At 70.1% G+C, this 14,926-nt stretch carries 17 protein-coding genes; 6 read left to right on the top strand and 11 right to left on the bottom strand.

Annotated elements, in window-relative coordinates; genetic code table 11:
* Positions 1-83 precede the first annotated feature (83 nt).
* Together J2S55_RS17555 and J2S55_RS17560 are read right to left on the bottom strand one after the other, a co-directional pair.
* Positions 84-386: a hypothetical protein gene (locus J2S55_RS17555; protein WP_306861908.1), complete on the bottom strand. Its 303-nt coding sequence runs from the start codon at positions 384-386 to the stop codon at positions 84-86.
* Between the two features lie 78 nt (positions 387-464).
* Positions 465-1,055: a hypothetical protein gene (locus tag J2S55_RS17560; protein WP_306858830.1), complete on the bottom strand. Its 591-nt coding sequence runs from the start codon at positions 1,053-1,055 to the stop codon at positions 465-467.
* 161 nt (positions 1,056-1,216) lie between these two features.
* Between J2S55_RS17560 and J2S55_RS17565 the strand changes: the two genes are divergently transcribed.
* The gene (locus tag J2S55_RS17565) at positions 1,217-1,981 is read left to right on the top strand and encodes a transposase family protein (RefSeq protein WP_306858828.1); all 765 of its coding nucleotides are present in this window, start codon (positions 1,217-1,219) and stop codon (positions 1,979-1,981) included.
* A gap of 84 nt (positions 1,982-2,065) precedes the next feature.
* Here the strand turns inward: J2S55_RS17565 and J2S55_RS17570 are convergent, their stop codons facing one another.
* A complete protein-coding gene (locus J2S55_RS17570; RefSeq protein WP_306861910.1) occupies positions 2,066-2,578 on the bottom strand; it encodes a hypothetical protein in 513 nt (170 codons plus the stop codon).
* A 22-nt stretch (positions 2,579-2,600) separates the two neighbouring features.
* Complete coding sequence (locus J2S55_RS17575) at positions 2,601-3,317, bottom strand: hypothetical protein (RefSeq protein WP_306861912.1); 717 nt, start codon at positions 3,315-3,317, stop codon at positions 2,601-2,603.
* 156 nt (positions 3,318-3,473) lie between these two features.
* Here J2S55_RS17575 and J2S55_RS17580 point away from each other — a divergent pair, with 156 nt between their 5' ends.
* Both J2S55_RS17580 and J2S55_RS17585 read left to right on the top strand, forming a co-directional pair.
* On the top strand, positions 3,474-4,043 hold the full coding sequence (locus J2S55_RS17580) for a cadmium resistance transporter (RefSeq protein WP_306861913.1): 570 nt from the start codon (positions 3,474-3,476) through the stop codon (positions 4,041-4,043).
* Between the two features lie 52 nt (positions 4,044-4,095).
* Positions 4,096-4,905: a PrsW family glutamic-type intramembrane protease gene (locus J2S55_RS17585; RefSeq protein WP_306861915.1), complete on the top strand. Its 810-nt coding sequence runs from the start codon at positions 4,096-4,098 to the stop codon at positions 4,903-4,905.
* Between the two features lie 7 nt (positions 4,906-4,912).
* On the opposite strand, the gene J2S55_RS17590 is transcribed toward J2S55_RS17585, so the two are convergent.
* The 3 genes from J2S55_RS17590 to J2S55_RS17600 are packed head-to-tail and all read right to left on the bottom strand — an operon-like array spanning position 4,913 to position 7,634.
* Entirely contained in the window at positions 4,913-5,689 is a 777-nt protein-coding gene (locus tag J2S55_RS17590) for a TIGR03943 family putative permease subunit (protein WP_306861917.1), read from the bottom strand.
* A 5-nt stretch (positions 5,690-5,694) separates the two neighbouring features.
* Positions 5,695-6,726, bottom strand: coding sequence for a permease (locus J2S55_RS17595; protein WP_306861918.1), 1,032 nt, complete (start codon positions 6,724-6,726; stop codon positions 5,695-5,697).
* A 44-nt stretch (positions 6,727-6,770) separates the two neighbouring features.
* Positions 6,771-7,634, bottom strand: a complete 864-nt coding sequence (locus tag J2S55_RS17600) for an NUDIX hydrolase (RefSeq protein ID WP_306861920.1) — start codon at positions 7,632-7,634, stop codon at positions 6,771-6,773.
* Positions 7,635-7,851: 217 nt separating this feature from the next.
* Between J2S55_RS17600 and J2S55_RS17605 the strand changes: the two genes are divergently transcribed.
* Positions 7,852-8,988, top strand: a complete 1,137-nt coding sequence (locus J2S55_RS17605) for a DUF4328 domain-containing protein (protein ID WP_306861922.1) — start codon at positions 7,852-7,854, stop codon at positions 8,986-8,988.
* Between the two features lie 100 nt (positions 8,989-9,088).
* On the opposite strand, the gene J2S55_RS17610 is transcribed toward J2S55_RS17605, so the two are convergent.
* Complete coding sequence (locus tag J2S55_RS17610; protein WP_306861924.1) at positions 9,089-9,847, bottom strand: M15 family metallopeptidase; 759 nt, start codon at positions 9,845-9,847, stop codon at positions 9,089-9,091.
* A 420-nt stretch (positions 9,848-10,267) separates the two neighbouring features.
* Here J2S55_RS17610 and J2S55_RS17615 point away from each other — a divergent pair, with 420 nt between their 5' ends.
* A complete protein-coding gene (locus J2S55_RS17615) occupies positions 10,268-11,449 on the top strand; it encodes an ATP-binding protein (RefSeq protein WP_306861926.1) in 1,182 nt (393 codons plus the stop codon).
* A gap of 113 nt (positions 11,450-11,562) precedes the next feature.
* On the opposite strand, the gene J2S55_RS17620 is transcribed toward J2S55_RS17615, so the two are convergent.
* Positions 11,563-12,408, bottom strand: coding sequence for a MauE/DoxX family redox-associated membrane protein (locus J2S55_RS17620; protein ID WP_306861928.1), 846 nt, complete (start codon positions 12,406-12,408; stop codon positions 11,563-11,565).
* 5 nt (positions 12,409-12,413) lie between these two features.
* Positions 12,414-13,364, bottom strand: coding sequence for a hypothetical protein (locus J2S55_RS17625; protein ID WP_306861930.1), 951 nt, complete (start codon positions 13,362-13,364; stop codon positions 12,414-12,416).
* A 217-nt stretch (positions 13,365-13,581) separates the two neighbouring features.
* Between J2S55_RS17625 and J2S55_RS17630 the strand changes: the two genes are divergently transcribed.
* Positions 13,582-14,193 carry a SigE family RNA polymerase sigma factor gene (locus tag J2S55_RS17630; RefSeq protein ID WP_306861931.1) on the top strand — a complete coding sequence of 204 codons (612 nt, stop codon included), beginning with the start codon at positions 13,582-13,584 and terminating at the stop codon, positions 14,191-14,193.
* 236 nt (positions 14,194-14,429) lie between these two features.
* Here the strand turns inward: J2S55_RS17630 and J2S55_RS17635 are convergent, their stop codons facing one another.
* On the bottom strand, positions 14,430-14,909 hold the full coding sequence (locus J2S55_RS17635; RefSeq protein WP_306861933.1) for a MarR family winged helix-turn-helix transcriptional regulator: 480 nt from the start codon (positions 14,907-14,909) through the stop codon (positions 14,430-14,432).
* Between the last annotated feature and the right edge of the window lie 17 nt (positions 14,910-14,926).

The following is a 14,926-nucleotide window of genomic DNA, read 5'->3' on the forward strand; positions in this document are numbered from 1 at the left end:
AAGTCGGTCGACACCGTCCCGGGAAGTGCCGGGCCCGGTCTCGCCGCCGGAAACTCCCGGTCTCCCCGGTCTCCCCGGTGTCGCTAGGGCAGCGGGTCAATCATGATGTGCTGGTCGTACTGGACGAGCTCCGCGCCCCGATCTGTCAGGATCGGCCATTTGGTGCTCTGGGCGCACCAGATGACGTGCCCCGCGGTGACGTCTCGTGAGCCGTCGAGAATCTCCGCGATCTCTCCGACCTTTCCGTGGGTGAAGTCGTCGATCTTCACGCCGGGTGTCGTGACGAGCTCGAACAGCTCCACCTGGGTGGATATCGGAGAGATGGACAGGACCGCCGCCAGCCCGGTCGCCGGGATGCATATACCGCCGCCGCGGAAAAGGCACATGGCGGCGATGCTCCGTGAGCCTTTTTCATCCTTGGGCGATCTGGAGCAGCAAGACACGAGCCGCCGCGATCAGGGCGCCTACGCGGGGTCGCCGACGATCACGGCCGGATGGGAACGATCGAACCAGTCGCTCTCCAGGCGCGCGCCGGTGCGCGCCTCCACGATGGCCAGCGCCATGGCCTGTGTGGCCGGCCACGGAGCGCTGATGGTCGGACCCAGGGCCGCCAACTCGGCCTCAACGGCGGCGAGGTCTTCCCCGACGGCGTCGGCGGGATTCAGATGCTGGACCTCGGCCAGAACCCGTCCGCGCGCGGCGTGGATCAGCCTGGAGTTCCCCGTCACCTCCCATGAGACATGCCAGACCTGCGCGTTCACGCTGAGCCGATCGAGAACTCCCGATTCCCAGACATAGTTGTTCCCGAAAGTCTCGACGATCATCGTTGAGTTTCCCATCTGGCCCAGAAGAACGGCATCGGCCTCGTATGCCTCTTCGCTGTCGAGCTCGATCACCGGCGGCTGCCCGTCTCCGATCAGGCGGGTCGCCACCTCGCTCAGCGAGAGCCGTCCTTCGACCGGCAGGACGGCGGTCCAGGCCAACCCCACGGACAACCAGTCCGAACCTTCCTGCATGAAGTTCTCGTAGTGTTCCGTCAATCCCTGGAAAGCCACGTATCCTCCGCTGAAGTTCCGAACGCGATATGGGTTGTCGCGGGCGACGAGCTGCTGGTCACAGCATGATCGCGAGCGCGGCGTTCGCCTGATGACGTAGAGAAGCTCCTGGTAGACGGGTTGATCACCACAATCACATCCGTCACAGCCAGGAGCTTCGGGTGCTGTTCTACCGTGCCGCGGTCGATTTGTCGCGTTCAACGCTGAACTACGTGGCCGGAGCCATCCGACGGCACCGCAAGGCGATCGGCACACCCTGGCGACGGCTCAACCCCGGACAGCAAGCCCTGCTCGTGCTCGTCTACCTGCGCAAGGGCGAGACGTTCACCGAGATCGCCGCCGGGTTCGGCATCGGTACCGCAACCGCCTGGCGCTACGTCCGCGAGACCGTCGCCCTGCTCGCCAAACGCTCACCCACCCTCGACCAGGCGCTACGGACGGCCAAACGCGCCGGATACGCCTTCGTCGTGCTGGACGGCACGCTCATCCCCATCGACCGGGTGGCCGCCGACCGGCCCTACTACTCCGGCAAACACAAGATGCACGGCATGAACATTCAGGCTCTCGCCGCCCCGGACGGCACCCCGCTCTGGACTTCCGGCTCTATGCCCGGCTCGGTCCACGACCTCAAAGCGGCCCGGATCTGGGGCCTCATCCGCCGACTGCAGGCCTCCGGGCTGATCACATTGGCCGACAAGGGATACGTCGGCGCAGGTCAGCGCGTACTCGTGCCGTACAAGGGCCGAGGCAAACCGCAGTCGCAAAAGAGCGCCAACTCCGCCCACGCCAAGCTCCGCGGCCCCGGTGAACGCGCCAATGCCGTCCTGAAGACCTGGCGGATCCTGCGGAAACTCCGCTGCTGCCCTCTGCGAGCAGGTCAGCTCGTCAAGGCCATCTTCGTACTTCAGGCTCTCGAATCGAGATGAAAAACGTTCCGTGAATATTCGGTCTTGGCCACCGCGATGTCGATCAACGCGCTGACGTCGAGCACTCTGCCGGGGAGCATGCTGTCAGCTCCTCCGGCTCCGGCGGATGCCGATCTGGCTCCACTCCGTCTCGGACAGCTGGTCGACCCCGAGGGCGTCGGCCGCCGTGTCGAGGTCTTCCCGGTGCAGGTCCCAGCGGTGCATCAACGTGATGACATGGGGCCGGTTGCCGATCTCCCGCTGGACGGCGGCGTGGATCACATCGGCGATCCTGCTGCCCGTCGACCGCGCTTTACGGGAAAGCGCCTCAAAATCTGCTTTATCCAACTCTATGGTGATAGATGTGTCGGGAGTGGACGGACTGATTTTCTCCTGCCCGTCTCTGGGACGGAGATGCGCCAGCCACAGGGGAATGGGATCCGGCTCCTGCATGACGGCATCCTGATCAGTCGATTCCGGTTTGTCCGAACCTGTGTCGCCTCGCCAGGCCGGCAGGGGATGGGCCATGTGTTTGACAGTAGCCGTGAATTCCGGAACCGGCAGCGCCTTTCTGTGACTTTGGTGATCAATCGATATGCCGGTGTACGGATAGATCAATCCGTGTACCGGATGAAACGGATCATCCCGGTGGGGTGACGGGACTGGACGCCGTGGGCCCGGGGACGGAGGCGGCGGGGTCGGACGGGGCTGAGGACGGGGCTGAGGACGGGACTGAGGTGGGGACGCCGGGATCGGACGGGGCGGGAGTCGAGACGCCGGGGTTGGACGGGTCGGGGGCGGTGGTGGGGACGGCGGCGCCGCAGACCCCGGCGGCCCGCCGCTCCTGGGCCAGTTGGTCGGTCCCCTTGGTCTGGTATTCCTGCAAATCCTCCGGCGTGGGCACGTAGCGCCACGAGCCGCTCTCGAAGAGGAAGTCGAAGTCGGTCGTCTCGCTGAGCCGGGTCGCCTGGACCGTGGCGTTGTCGCCGGTGACCGTGACGGTGGTGAGGGTGAACCGGACGTCCGACACGGGCTGCGGGCACAACTGAAAGAGCCGGACGTACTCCTCGCGCGTGATCGCCGCCTGCGCCTGCGTGCTCCACAGGTCCCAGAAGTCGTCGTAGGACCCGCTGGAGTAGGCGTCGAGTCCCACCTGGGCGGCCTGGCGGACCGCGCTCTCCGAATGCTCGGGCCCCCGGGTCACGGAAGGGCTCTTCGGCGCGGGAGCCGGATCCAGCACCGCCATCATGGAGACCACCGTCGCGATGAGCACGCCGACGATCATCATCACGATCACGGCCAGCCCTCGGCCCGTCTCGCCTCGCGGCGGCTGGCCGTACTCCGGCGGATAGCCCACGCGAGGCCTCCGGGGGCTGACAGGGACGGGCTGGCTGACAGGGGCGGACGAATGTGATCGTAATGCCCGACGGCCGCCGACGGCCATGGTGATCGCCGACCCGTCAGGATCGGGTGCGGTGGCCCGGAGGATCCTGGCAGGCCCCATAATGCGCCCGTGGGTGAATCGATCGGTACGGCCGTCGCCGTCTTCGCCGGGACCAATGTGGACGACATCGTCATCCTGACGGTGCTGTTCCTGGCCTCCCGGGCGGGCGGCGTCCCCCGGCCCTGGCAGATCGTCGCGGGCCAGTACGCCGGCATCGCCGTCCTGGTGGCCGTCTCGGCCGTGGCGGCGCTCGGGCTGAGCGTGGTGCCGGACAGGTGGGTCGGGCTGCTCGGGCTGGTGCCGTTCGGCCTGGGGGTGTGGGGCCTGATCAGGAAGGGCGACGGCGACGGGGCGGCGCCGGTCGCCTCCGGCGTGGTCTCGATCGCCGGGGTGACGGTCGCCAACGGCGCCGACAACATCTCGGTCTACACCCCGATGTTCCGCACGATCGGCCTGGCGTCCAGTCTCGTCACGGTCGCGGTGTTCGCCGTCCTGGTCGCGGTCTGGTGCGCGGCGGCCTCCTGGCTCGGCTCGCACAAGAAGATCATCACGTTGGTCGAGCGGTCGGGGAGATGGCTCGTCCCGGTGGTCTTCATGGTGATCGGCGCGGTCATCGTGGCGGAGTCGGCCTTTAGGTAAAGATGGGCGATTCGCCCGAATTTACGACACCCCAAATGGGGATTTACTTCGCATGCGTGAACATTTTAGGTTCTACCGGCACCGGTGGTTCAAAGTGTGGATCGCCACAGCGGCACTGTCGGCCGCGCTCATCACCATGACCGAGGCCGTCGGCAACCGCGCGGTCATGCCCGCGGCGTTCTTCTACGGGGCGGCGGCCGGACCGGTCGGCCTCCTGGTCGCCATCCACGACCGGACCGGGATCGGCGCCAGTGTCCCGGGCGTCACGCTGGTGGGGATGTTCCTGTTCGGCGGGGGAGCCGCCCTCCTGCTCGGCGGATACTTCAACGCCCTGCTCATCCCCGACAAGCACGGCCCCTCGATCCTGCAGGTCGGATGGATCGAGGAGTCGGCCAAATCCGTCCCCCTCCTCATGGTCGCGATCACCGGCCGCTACCTGAACAAGGCCGCGGGGGTGGCGCTGGGCCTGTCCTGCGCCACCGGCTTCGCGATCATGGAGTCGATGTCCTACGCCTGGAGGAGCGTCGACGCCACCGGCGCGGTCAACGCCGGCATGGTGCTGTTCATGCGCGGTCTCGCCACCCCCTTCAGTCATCTCGCCTGGACCGGCCTGATCTGCGCGGTCGCCTTCGGGGCCTGGCAGCTCAGGGGACGGATCGTGATCACGCTCTCCGTCGTCGGCGCCTTCGTGGCGGCAGCCGTACTGCACTCGCTCAACGACGGCCTGCTCATGCTCGACATCCCCGGCCCGGCCCGGCTGCTGTTCCTCCTCGTCGCCGGGGTGAGCTACTGGCTGTTCCACCGGGCCACCCGCGACCTGACCGTGGCGCCGTCCCCGGTTCCGGCGCCGTCCCGCGCCTGACCTCCGCCTACTCGTAGGGCTCGTCCGGAGTGTCGATCCTCATGAGATCCGTGCCGGACAGCTGCGGGTAGACGACCCCGTTGGGCATCGTGCCGAACGTCTGCGGGATCCAGGTGCCGGTCACCTCGACCCAGGTGTCCGGGGGCGGCGACTGGATCCCCCTGACCGCGACCTTCAGCGGGAACGCGTCCGCGGCGCAGCAGGCGATCTGCATGCGGGTGACGTACCACTGGCCCTTCTTCTTCGAAGGGACGACGAAGCCGGTCAGCTTCACCGCGCGGCCGGTGAGGGACTTGCTGTCGTCGTCCCAGGCCCGGCCGATGAACTCGCCGATCGGCATGTCCACCGGGCCGTCGCCGCGCAGCGGGGTGAAGGCGCTGAGGGCCTGGTCACGCGGCGGCGGAGTCTCGGACCGGGCGGCGGCGAACGAGCCCAGGGCGGGCGGCGCGACCAGGAAGATCGCGAACACCGGCAGGCACATCAGCCAGGCGACCCGGGGGCCGCCGTGCGCGTGGCCGTGCTCCGGCGGATGGCCCTGGGCACGGCTGCGGGCACCGTCCGGTGAGCGGTCCCGAGCACCGCCGTGCGCGTGGGCCTCGGGGGAGCTCTTCCTCGACCGTGACGCCTGGACCAGGCCGGTGAGGCCGAGGACCAGCAGCACCGCCCCGGCGCCGATCAGGAACGGCCGGAAACCGGGCTTGACGTAGTTCAGATACGTGGTGGAGAAGGCCGAGATCCGCAGCACTGCGCAGCCGAGCAGGGTGAGGACCAGGTTCTGGGTCACGCGGTTCACAGCAGCAGCCATCCGGAGAGGGCGCTCACCAGGACGGCGAGCGCGAAGGTCAGCGGGACGAATCTGAGCGCGAACGCCCTGCCGAACGTGCCGACCTGCAGCGCGATGAGCTTCAGGTCCACCATCGGCCCGACCACCAGGAAGGCCAGCTTCGCGGTCGGTGAGAACGCGGTCATCGAGGCCGCCACGAACGCGTCGGCCTCCGAGCAGATCGACAGCAGCACCGCCAGCAGCGCCATGACCAGGACGGCCAGCCACGGCACCTCGGCCAGCGCGGTCAGCCACTCGCGGGGGACCGTGACGTTGAGCGTGGCGGCGGCCAGACCGCCGACGATGAGGAACCCGCCGGCGTGCAGCAGGTCATGCCGCATCGCCTCGCCGAACCGCGCCCACCTGGGGCCGTCCCCGTGCGGGCGGGAGGGGATCGGCAGCCACTCGCTCCGGCCGAACCGCAGCCAGAGCCAGCCGACCAGGACCGCCACGGCCAGCGACGCCCCGAACCTGCACACGACCATCATCGGCTGTCCGGGGAAGGCGACCGCGGTCGCGACCAGCACGATCGGGTTGATCGCGGGTGAGGCGAGCAGGAAGGCCAGCGCGGCCGCCGGGGTCACCCCCCGGGCCATCAGCCCCGACGCCACCGGGACGGAGGCGCACTCGCAGCCGGGCAGCACCGCGCCCGCCACTCCCGCGACGGGCACGGCGGCGGCCGGATGCCTGGGCAGTGCCCTGGTCCAGAACGACGCCGGGACGAACGCGGTGATCGCGGCGGACAGGGCCACGCCGAAGACCAGGAACGGCAGCGCCTGCACGCAGATCGCCACGAAGATCGTGGCCCACGTCTGGAGCGCCGGCGCCGTCAGATGAGGGGCGAGCGTGAAGCGCCCCACGACCAGCAGGACGACGACGAGCGCGAAGCCCCACGGCAGCGAGCGGCTCGGCGCGGTGCCGCGCCCCCAGGAGTCCGGGGGGATCGACCCGTCGTCATCGGTCCAGTGACCCCGCGGCTCGGTTCGAAGCTCGGACATGCGCCATATCGTGGCAGATCTCTGCGATGTTCCACGTGGAACATCTACAGACGGGACAGCAGCCACCTGGGGCCGGTCACCGCGGCCCCCAGGGCCGTGACCCGCTCGCGCAGGCCCCGGTCGGCGGTGACGACCAGGACGCGCTCCCAGGGCTGGGCGTCCCGTACGGCCTGCACGACGGTGTCGTCGCCGGCCCCGGGGGCGGCGACGACGGAGACGCCGGGGAGCGGCGAGACGCCGCGGGCGGCGCCCTCGACGACCATGACGACGCGGGGGAACCACCGCTCCAGGGCCGGCAGGTCACCGGGGAGGTCGCGCAGGCCGCCGGAGGAGAGGGCGCTCACCTCGGCGACCAGCTTGGCGGCGGCTCCGGCGCGGTCCTTCCACCAGCCGTGCTCGGACCGGGCGCCCACGATGTTGGCGACGTCGAGGACGATCACCATGGGGCTGAGCGCCTGGCTGATCATGGGCCAGGTCTCGGCGAAACCGGGGTGCAGCTCCTTGGCGGCGATCTCCTCGGGAGTGAGCCAGAGCAGGTCGACGCTCTCACCGTTGGCCGGGGCCGCGTCCAGCAGGTCGGCGGCCTGGGCGATCACGGTCGAGAAGGACCAGCCGCTGTGGTCGTCGAGGTAGACCCCCTGGACCCGGAGGCCGTCGCCGGTCAGGGCCGCCTCCTCCCCGGCCTCGCGCAGCGCGCCCGTTATGGCGTCCTCGTGGCTGTCGAGGGCACCGCCGGGCAGGCCCCAGGTGCCGCCGTGGTGGCTCCAGACGGCACGCTCCTGCATCAGGACGCGCGGCGTCCCGGCGGTGTCGTGATGGACGGCGAGCAGGCCGGAGGCGCCGTACACACCCCAGTGCCGATGCCCGCGATCGCAGTGAGCCCATCCATCGCCGTCTCTGGCCGCCATGGATCAATGATGCACCAAGAGGTATCGCCCTCCGAGGTGTGGGCCGTACCAATAAGAATTGATATGTCGGACTTCATGGCCGACCGAAGATCTCCGCCGGGCGCATCAGCGGGGCTCGCCAATGGCGGAGTAGATGCCGGTAGCGCTACTTATATGGCTTGATATCCCCATGTCATGATCCGCATACTGGCCCAGCTCCCCCCGGTTGAAGGGCCCCATGAATCCGAGCGCGTTCTCCGTGCCCGTCCGCCCGCTGCGCCCGATCCGCGCGCTCGCGACGGTCGCCGTGACCCTGGTCGCGTCGGTCTCGGTCCTGTCCGCCGGCGTTTCGGTGGCGCAGCTCCTCTACGGATCGCTGACGCGGATCCTCTTCGGCGGGGACTGGCCGCTGTTCGGCGGCTGGATGTGGCAGGCGGTCCACGGGTGGCAGATCCTGCGCGCGCTCCTCTACCTCCCGGCGGGGATCGCCTTCGTGTGCTGGCTGTTCCGCGCCCGCGCCAACGCGTACGCGATCTCTCCCGGGGTCCTCCACGTCTACGCCGCGCCGTACCTGGTGCTCGGCTGGATCCTCCCCGTCGTCAATCTGTTCGTCCCCAAGGGGCTCCTCGACGACATCTGGGCCACCTCCCAGCCCGGCGGCCTGCGCCCGGGCAGCGACCTCTTCAGGATCCGCCGCCCGGGCCTGATCTGGGCGTGGTGGCTGACCTGGCTGCTGTCGGCGGCCACCGACGGGGTGTCCGTGGGCCTGGCGTACTCGGAGGCGGACGGCCTGAAGACCGCCGCCCTGGCGGCCGGCGTCGTGCTGCCGATCGTCGCGGGCCTGCTCGCCATCCGGGTCGTCCTGACGATCACCGATCTCCAGGAGACCGCCCGCGCCGGCCGCCGGCCCGTGCCGGCGCCGCCCTCCGAAGGGGTCAGGGGGCTCGGAGGCGGCGGCCGTGCGACCTACCTCGGGCGCGTCGCCCTTGTCGTGCGCGACTACGAGGAGGCCGTCGCCTTCTACGTCGGCGTCCTCGGCTTCGAGCTCGTGGAGGACACGGCCCAGGACGACGGCGGGCGCCGGGTGGCCGTCCGCCCGCGGGGCTCGCGGGAGACGGCGCTGCTGCTCGTGCGCGCCGGCACCGCCGGACAGGAGGACCGGGCCGGCGGCGGGGTGGGGCTGTCCCTGCACACCGACGACTTCGCCGGCGACTACGAGCGGATGCTGTCGGAGGGGGTCACCTTCGAGGAGGCCCCGCGGCGCGGGCCCCACGGCACGGTCGCCGCCTTCCGGGACCCGTACGGCAACCGCTGGGAGCTGTTCCAGCCCGGCGCCGACACCTCACCGACGTACGGCTGGGCCACGCCGATGTGAGGTGGCCGCCCGCGGGGCCCGTCGGGTCCATGGCCGGGACGGCGCGATCCGCCGAGCCGGGACCCCCGGCGGAGCGGGGCCGGGAGGACCCTCCCGGCCCTCAGCCACCGCTCTTGCTGAAGTGCTGGTAGTCCTTGATGCCCGACCAGTAGCCGCCCCACTCCCAGTCGACCCTCTCGAAGGCCCGGACCACCCGGTCACCGGGATTGATCACGCCGGGCGCGTCGATAGGGCGCCTGGCGAACTTGCGGGCGTTCTTGTGCGCCACCGAGCCGTCGGAGGACAGGTAGGGGTTCTCCCGGGGGTTGATGTCGACCGCCCTGCCGTAGGCGTGCTGGGACCAGTTGCTGGACCCGGTCGCCGGGCGGCAGTTGAAGGCCGAGGTGTTGTCGGCGTCGATCGAGTCGAAGTCGTCGCCCTTGTAGACGTCGACGAGCTCCATCCTGCGGATCGGCCAGCGCCAGTCGTACAGGCGCCTGAAGACCGTGACGATGTCGTCGGCCGCGCTCTTGTTCACCACCAGCTCGCCGGTGTGCGGCCGGTCGTCGAAGCCCCAGTAGGTCATCGTGATCAGCCGCAGGTCGCCGACGGGGACCGGGCAGCCGGGCCGCCAGGAGTGCCGGAGCCGGTCACGGGCGACCTTGGTCACCTTGGCGGAGAACTTCGGCGGGGCGGTCGAGGTCGGGCTCGCGGCGGGGGACGGGCTGGAGGTGGTCGGCCTGGTCGAGGGGGTCGGCGGCACGGGCGCCGGGGTGAGGGTCGAGGTGGGCTGTGCGGGCTGCGAGGTGGCGGTCGCGCTGCACGCGGCCGCCGCCAGACAGCCGACGGCCAGCGCGGCGGCCGCCCGGACGCGTGTCATCAACGGAGAGCTGCTCACCTGTTGCCACCCCACAGCCGACTCGCCACAACCGACAGAGACAAGCCTCCATTGTATTTGACCGGCTACCTCAAGTTATAAGAGGCGGTGGCGGCCCGGACCCGGATGGCTTCCGTCCCGGTTTGATCCGTGTCGGCGGGGCGCCGACATTCTTTAGCTGAGCTTTCTCCGGGAAATCTCGGTCCTGTGTTCGAAGCCGCGCTACAGTCTGAGGCACCGGATCGAACACGGGTTCGGACGATGTCTCCGCAGGTGAGGAGTGATGTCATGGCGACGCTCGCGACGCGGCCGACGGCACATGCTCCTGTTCTGCGGGGTTCCGTCCGGCATCGCGCGACACGCCGTAGCGCTTTCTACGGAAATCTACGTCGGCCGCTATATCCCGTCATAAAGTCCGAGAGCGTGGACCCCGTGCGCAATCCCTACGCCCCCGGTGCGGGGCAGCGTCCCCCAGAGCTCGCCGGGCGCGACCGCGAGCTTCAGCAGTTCGAAATCGTCCTGGAGCGGGTGGCGCGTGGCCGCCCGGAGCGCAGCATGGTCGTCACCGGTCTGCGCGGTGTCGGCAAGACCGTCCTCCTCAACACCTTCAAGTCGATGGCCATGCAGCGGCTGTGGGGGACGGGGAAGATCGAGGCGCGGCCCGACCAGTCGATCCGGCGTCCCGTGGCCGCCGCCCTGCACCTGGCGATCCGTGAGCTGGCGCCCCGGCACCGGGCGCCCGAGCGCATCGAGGAGTTCCTCGGTGTGCTCAAGGCGTTCGCGATGCGCGATCCGTCGGCGGCCAAGGGCACCTCGCACTGGTCGCCCGGGATCGACGTGCCCGCGAGCCGGGGCCGGGCCGACTCCGGAGACCTGGAGATCGACCTCACCGAGCTGTTCGTCGACGCGGCCGGGGTGGCCACCGACCTCGGCGTCGGCATCGCCCTGTTCATCGACGAGATGCAGGACGTGCAGACCCCCGACGTCTCGGCGCTCTGCGCGGCCTGCCACGAGCTCTCCCAGAGCGGCGGCCCGCTGATCGTGGTGGGCGCCGGTCTGCCCCACCTGCCCAGCGTCCTGTCGGCCAGCAAGAGCTACTCCGAGCGGCTCTTCCGCTACGCCAGGATCGACCGGCTCGACCGCGAGGCGGCCGATCTGGCGCTCATCGCCCCGGCCGAGAGCGAGGGCGTGGCGTTCACCCAGGAGGCCCTCGACGCGCTCTACGAGGCCGCCGACGGCTACCCCTACTTCGTCCAGGCATACGGCAAGGTCGCCTGGGATCTGGCGCTGCGCAGCCCGATCACCGTCGACGACATCAGGGTCTCGGCGCCGGAGGCCGAAGAGGAGCTCGCGGTCGGGTTCTTCGGCAGCCGTTACGAGCGGGCCACCCCGGCCGAGCGTGACTACATGCACGCGATGGCCTCCATCGGCGACGAGCCCGTGGCCACCGCAGAGGTGGCCGAGGGGCTCGGCCGCAAGCCGTCCAGCCTCTCCCCGGCCCGCGACAGCCTCATCAAGAAGGGCCTGATCTACAGCGCCGAGCGCGGACTGATCGCGTTCACCGTGCCGCACTTCGGAAAGTTCCTGCGTTCCCAGCCCGTGTGAACATATGTTCGATATAGTGTGAGAGTCTCCTAGACCTCTATATGGCTCTCTAGTGGGGAAGCTAGAGAGCTATATAGAGCTGAATCGCGCTGGGTAGGAAAATCTAGGGCTCTCTAGTGCCCGGCCGATACGGGGATAGATTCCCGCAGAGAGCCGATCTCGATCTGCCGCCCGTCGGCGCCGACCATCGCCACCCGCACCGCCGGATGGCGCCCGCTCAGATAGACCGCGAAGACCACGTCCGCCGGGTCCCCGGTATGGCTGCGTCCCGGATAGACGAAGAACCGCCAGCAGAGCTCCCGCCAGCTGTCGACCGGGTCCGTGCTCGACAGGAGTCCCTCGTGCGCCCGCCAGGCGGTGCTCGAACGGAGCCGGTTGAGCGCCGTCGCCGGATCCAGCGGGCGCTGCTCGCAGGGGGCACGGTGCCGGAGCCGGGCCGCGGCCTCCTCGATCTCCGGCGAGAGGGCGGCGAGCACCAGCAGCCCGCCGGCCGCGGCCGCGATCTGGTGCCAGGTGATGCCGGCCAGTGTCGACCAGCCGGAGACCGGCGGAGCCCAGACCGTGCCCACGGCCATGGCGGTCAGCGTCATGGTGCGCCCCAGCGAGCGCAGCCCCACCGGGATGGCGCTGACCTCGCCGAAACAGCCGCAGCCCACGTCCGGGCGGCGGCGGCGCAGCTCCCACAGGACGTAGGTCGACACGGCGAAGAAGGCGGCCGTGCCCCACCGGAACAGGGGATGGCCGGTCACCGCCAGGCCGACCAGCAGGACCGCCTCCACGGCCGCGCAGCCGAGCATGGCGGGCGCGCGCCAGCGGTCGGCCACCAGCACCGCCGGCCCGAGCCTGCTCAGCGCGCCCGGCTCGGACTCGCTCACCGCGGTCCGCACCTTGGCCAGCGCGCCCGCGGCCAGCAGCGCGCCCAGCACCGGCAGTTGCGCGGCGGCGATCGTCGTCAGCATCCCTGTCACCCCAATCCGACCCGGGCGTTGAAGCACCCTCTGGTCAGGTCGCCGCCGAGCTCCACGAAGGCGGTCGCCGACAGCTCCACGATCCGGCCCCGCGGGGAGGTGCCGCACTCCAGGCACCGGTCGCAGAACCGGCCGGCCAGACAGCCGCAGGCCACGACGGGCAGGACCGAGGTGCGCCCGGCGCACACGTTGCGCACGTTGAGCGTCGAGCCCAGCGCGAGGTAGGGCAGGCCCGCGCAGGACACCCCGGCGTCCTCGCAGTCGGCGTCGGAGCGCTCCAACATGGGGTAGGCCGCCCCCGACTCGTCGCAGTCGAAGGCGTCCGACCAGGTGGCGGTGCCGGAGATCCGTGACTGCACACCGCTGTAGCCGGGGGGCGGCTGCGGCACGGCCGTCCACCGGTAGGGCGGCTGCGAGGTCGCCGGCAGCCGGGCCTGGGCCACGCCGTCCTCACGGACCCCGATGGCGTCGAACAGATAGCCGGGCTCGAACTGCGGGTGCCGGACCCGCAGCCGCCCCGAGGCGCGGTAGGGGATGACGACCGTGCGCCGTCCCCGGTGCGGCCCGCAGTACAGCTCCATGGTGCGGTCCCGGGAGCCGGAGCCGATGGACTGGATCACGCCGGTGATCCGGGTGATGTCGGCCCAGATCCGGTCCACCACCCGGCCGGACCGGAGCGCCCTGATGACCACATGGGTGCCCAGCGGCAGGTCGGCCGGGGCGACGGCCTCGCCGCGCCAGGCCGTCGCCCACGGCGCGATGACGAGCCGCTCCTCACGGCCTTCGGGGGTGTCGACGACTATCAGGTGCGGGCTGACGTCGAGGATCTCACCGGTGACCGCCTGGAGGAGCTCGCCGTCGTCGGAGACCGCCCCCGGCTCCTCCAGGGTCCGGCCGAGCGCGGCCGCGGCCAGTACGCGGCGGCGGTCAACGCTGCGGTACGGCATCGCCACTCCCCATGTTTCGCCGAGGTTTCCCCGTTAGCGTCACATGCCTGCCGGGGTCCCGCCGTCCGCTTGCGCCAATAACTCCGGCAGGTGTCCGACCACGTATCAAAATTCCCATCCCTGGTGCAACGCGTTGTCCCCCACATTGGGGCAAACCCGCACCCAATGTCCCGCGGCTCGGTGATCACGGGGCTGGGCTGTTTTTGCCGTTGAGGGGATGAAATATAGGTTCCGGTTCAGCCGAATTATGGGCTCCGGCTGCGATTCTGGCCACGAGACGCACCCTGACCACGGGCTGGTGATCGCGGTGACCGGCGGGACCCACGAGGAGTTCCGCGAGTACGTCGTTGCTCGCGGTCCCGCGCTGCTACGCGCCGCCCACCAGCTCACCGGGCAGCCCAGCGACGCCGAGGACCTGCTCCAGGCGGCGCTGGTCAAGACGTACCTCGCCTGGGACCGCATCCAGGACCGCGCGGCCCTGGACGCCTACGTGCGCCGGGCGATGATCAACATCAACATCTCCTGGTGGCGGCGGCGCAAGCTGGAGGAGTATCCGTCGGAGGAGATCCCCGAACCGGTTCTGGTGGGCGGCCACGGTCACGGCTATCTGCCCGAGCGGGTGGAGCAGGCTCTGGAGCGGCTGCCGGCCCGCATGCGGGCCGCGGTCATGCTGCGCTACTACGAGGACATGACCGAACCGGAGATCGCCAAGACTCTGGGGATCAGCGTCGGCACGGTCAAGAGCACGGTCTCGCGGGCGATGGCCAAGCTCCGCGGCGACCTCACGATCCCGGAGCAGCGGCAGATGGAGACGCAGGCCCAGCGCTAGATCCGCGGGTGCCGCGCGACGGCGGACGGGGACTTCCCCTGCCCGAGGGCGGATCGGACGGGGACTTCCCCTGCCCGAGGGGGATGAGGGAGCCTCTCCGCCCGACGGTGGCCGAGAGGAGCTCCCGTCATCCAGCGGCCGAGGGGAACTCTTGCTCATCCGGCGTCGTCCGGACGGGGGCTCCCGTCGGCCGGACGCTGTGCGCCCTCTCCCATCCGACCGCTGTGCGCCTTCCGTCATCCGGACGCTGTGAGCTCCGCCCCCGCCGTAGCGCACGGCCGTACGGCGTCGCGGATGATCCTGAGCGTGGCGAGGAAGGTGCTGAGCTGCTCGGGGGTGAGCAGGCCGGTGAACCAGGTCTCGATGTCGGCCAGGTGCTGGGGGAGCACGGCGCCGAGCCGGTCGGTGCCCGCCTCGGTGATGGTCGCGTAGGAGGTCCGGCGGTCGCTGGCACACGCCTGCCTCGCGACCAGCCCCTCGCGCTCCAGCCGGTCCACGACCCTGGTCACCCCGCTGGTGGACAGGCTGGTCTGCGCGGCCAGATCGCTCATGCGCAGGCGCTGGCCGGGTGAGCGCGCCAGCCGGATCAGGGTCTCGAAGTCGATGTCTGAGAGTCCCGCCGCTGAGAAGGACAGGTGCATCTTCGCGGACAGGCCGGTGTGGGCCTCGGCCAGCAGGCCCATGGCGGTCAGTCGGGAATCGTCAAACAGGGTCACGTCCACACTGTATCCGA

It is taken from the genome of Streptosporangium brasiliense (assembly GCF_030811595.1).
In the GTDB taxonomy this organism is placed as follows: domain Bacteria; phylum Actinomycetota; class Actinomycetes; order Streptosporangiales; family Streptosporangiaceae; genus Streptosporangium; species Streptosporangium brasiliense.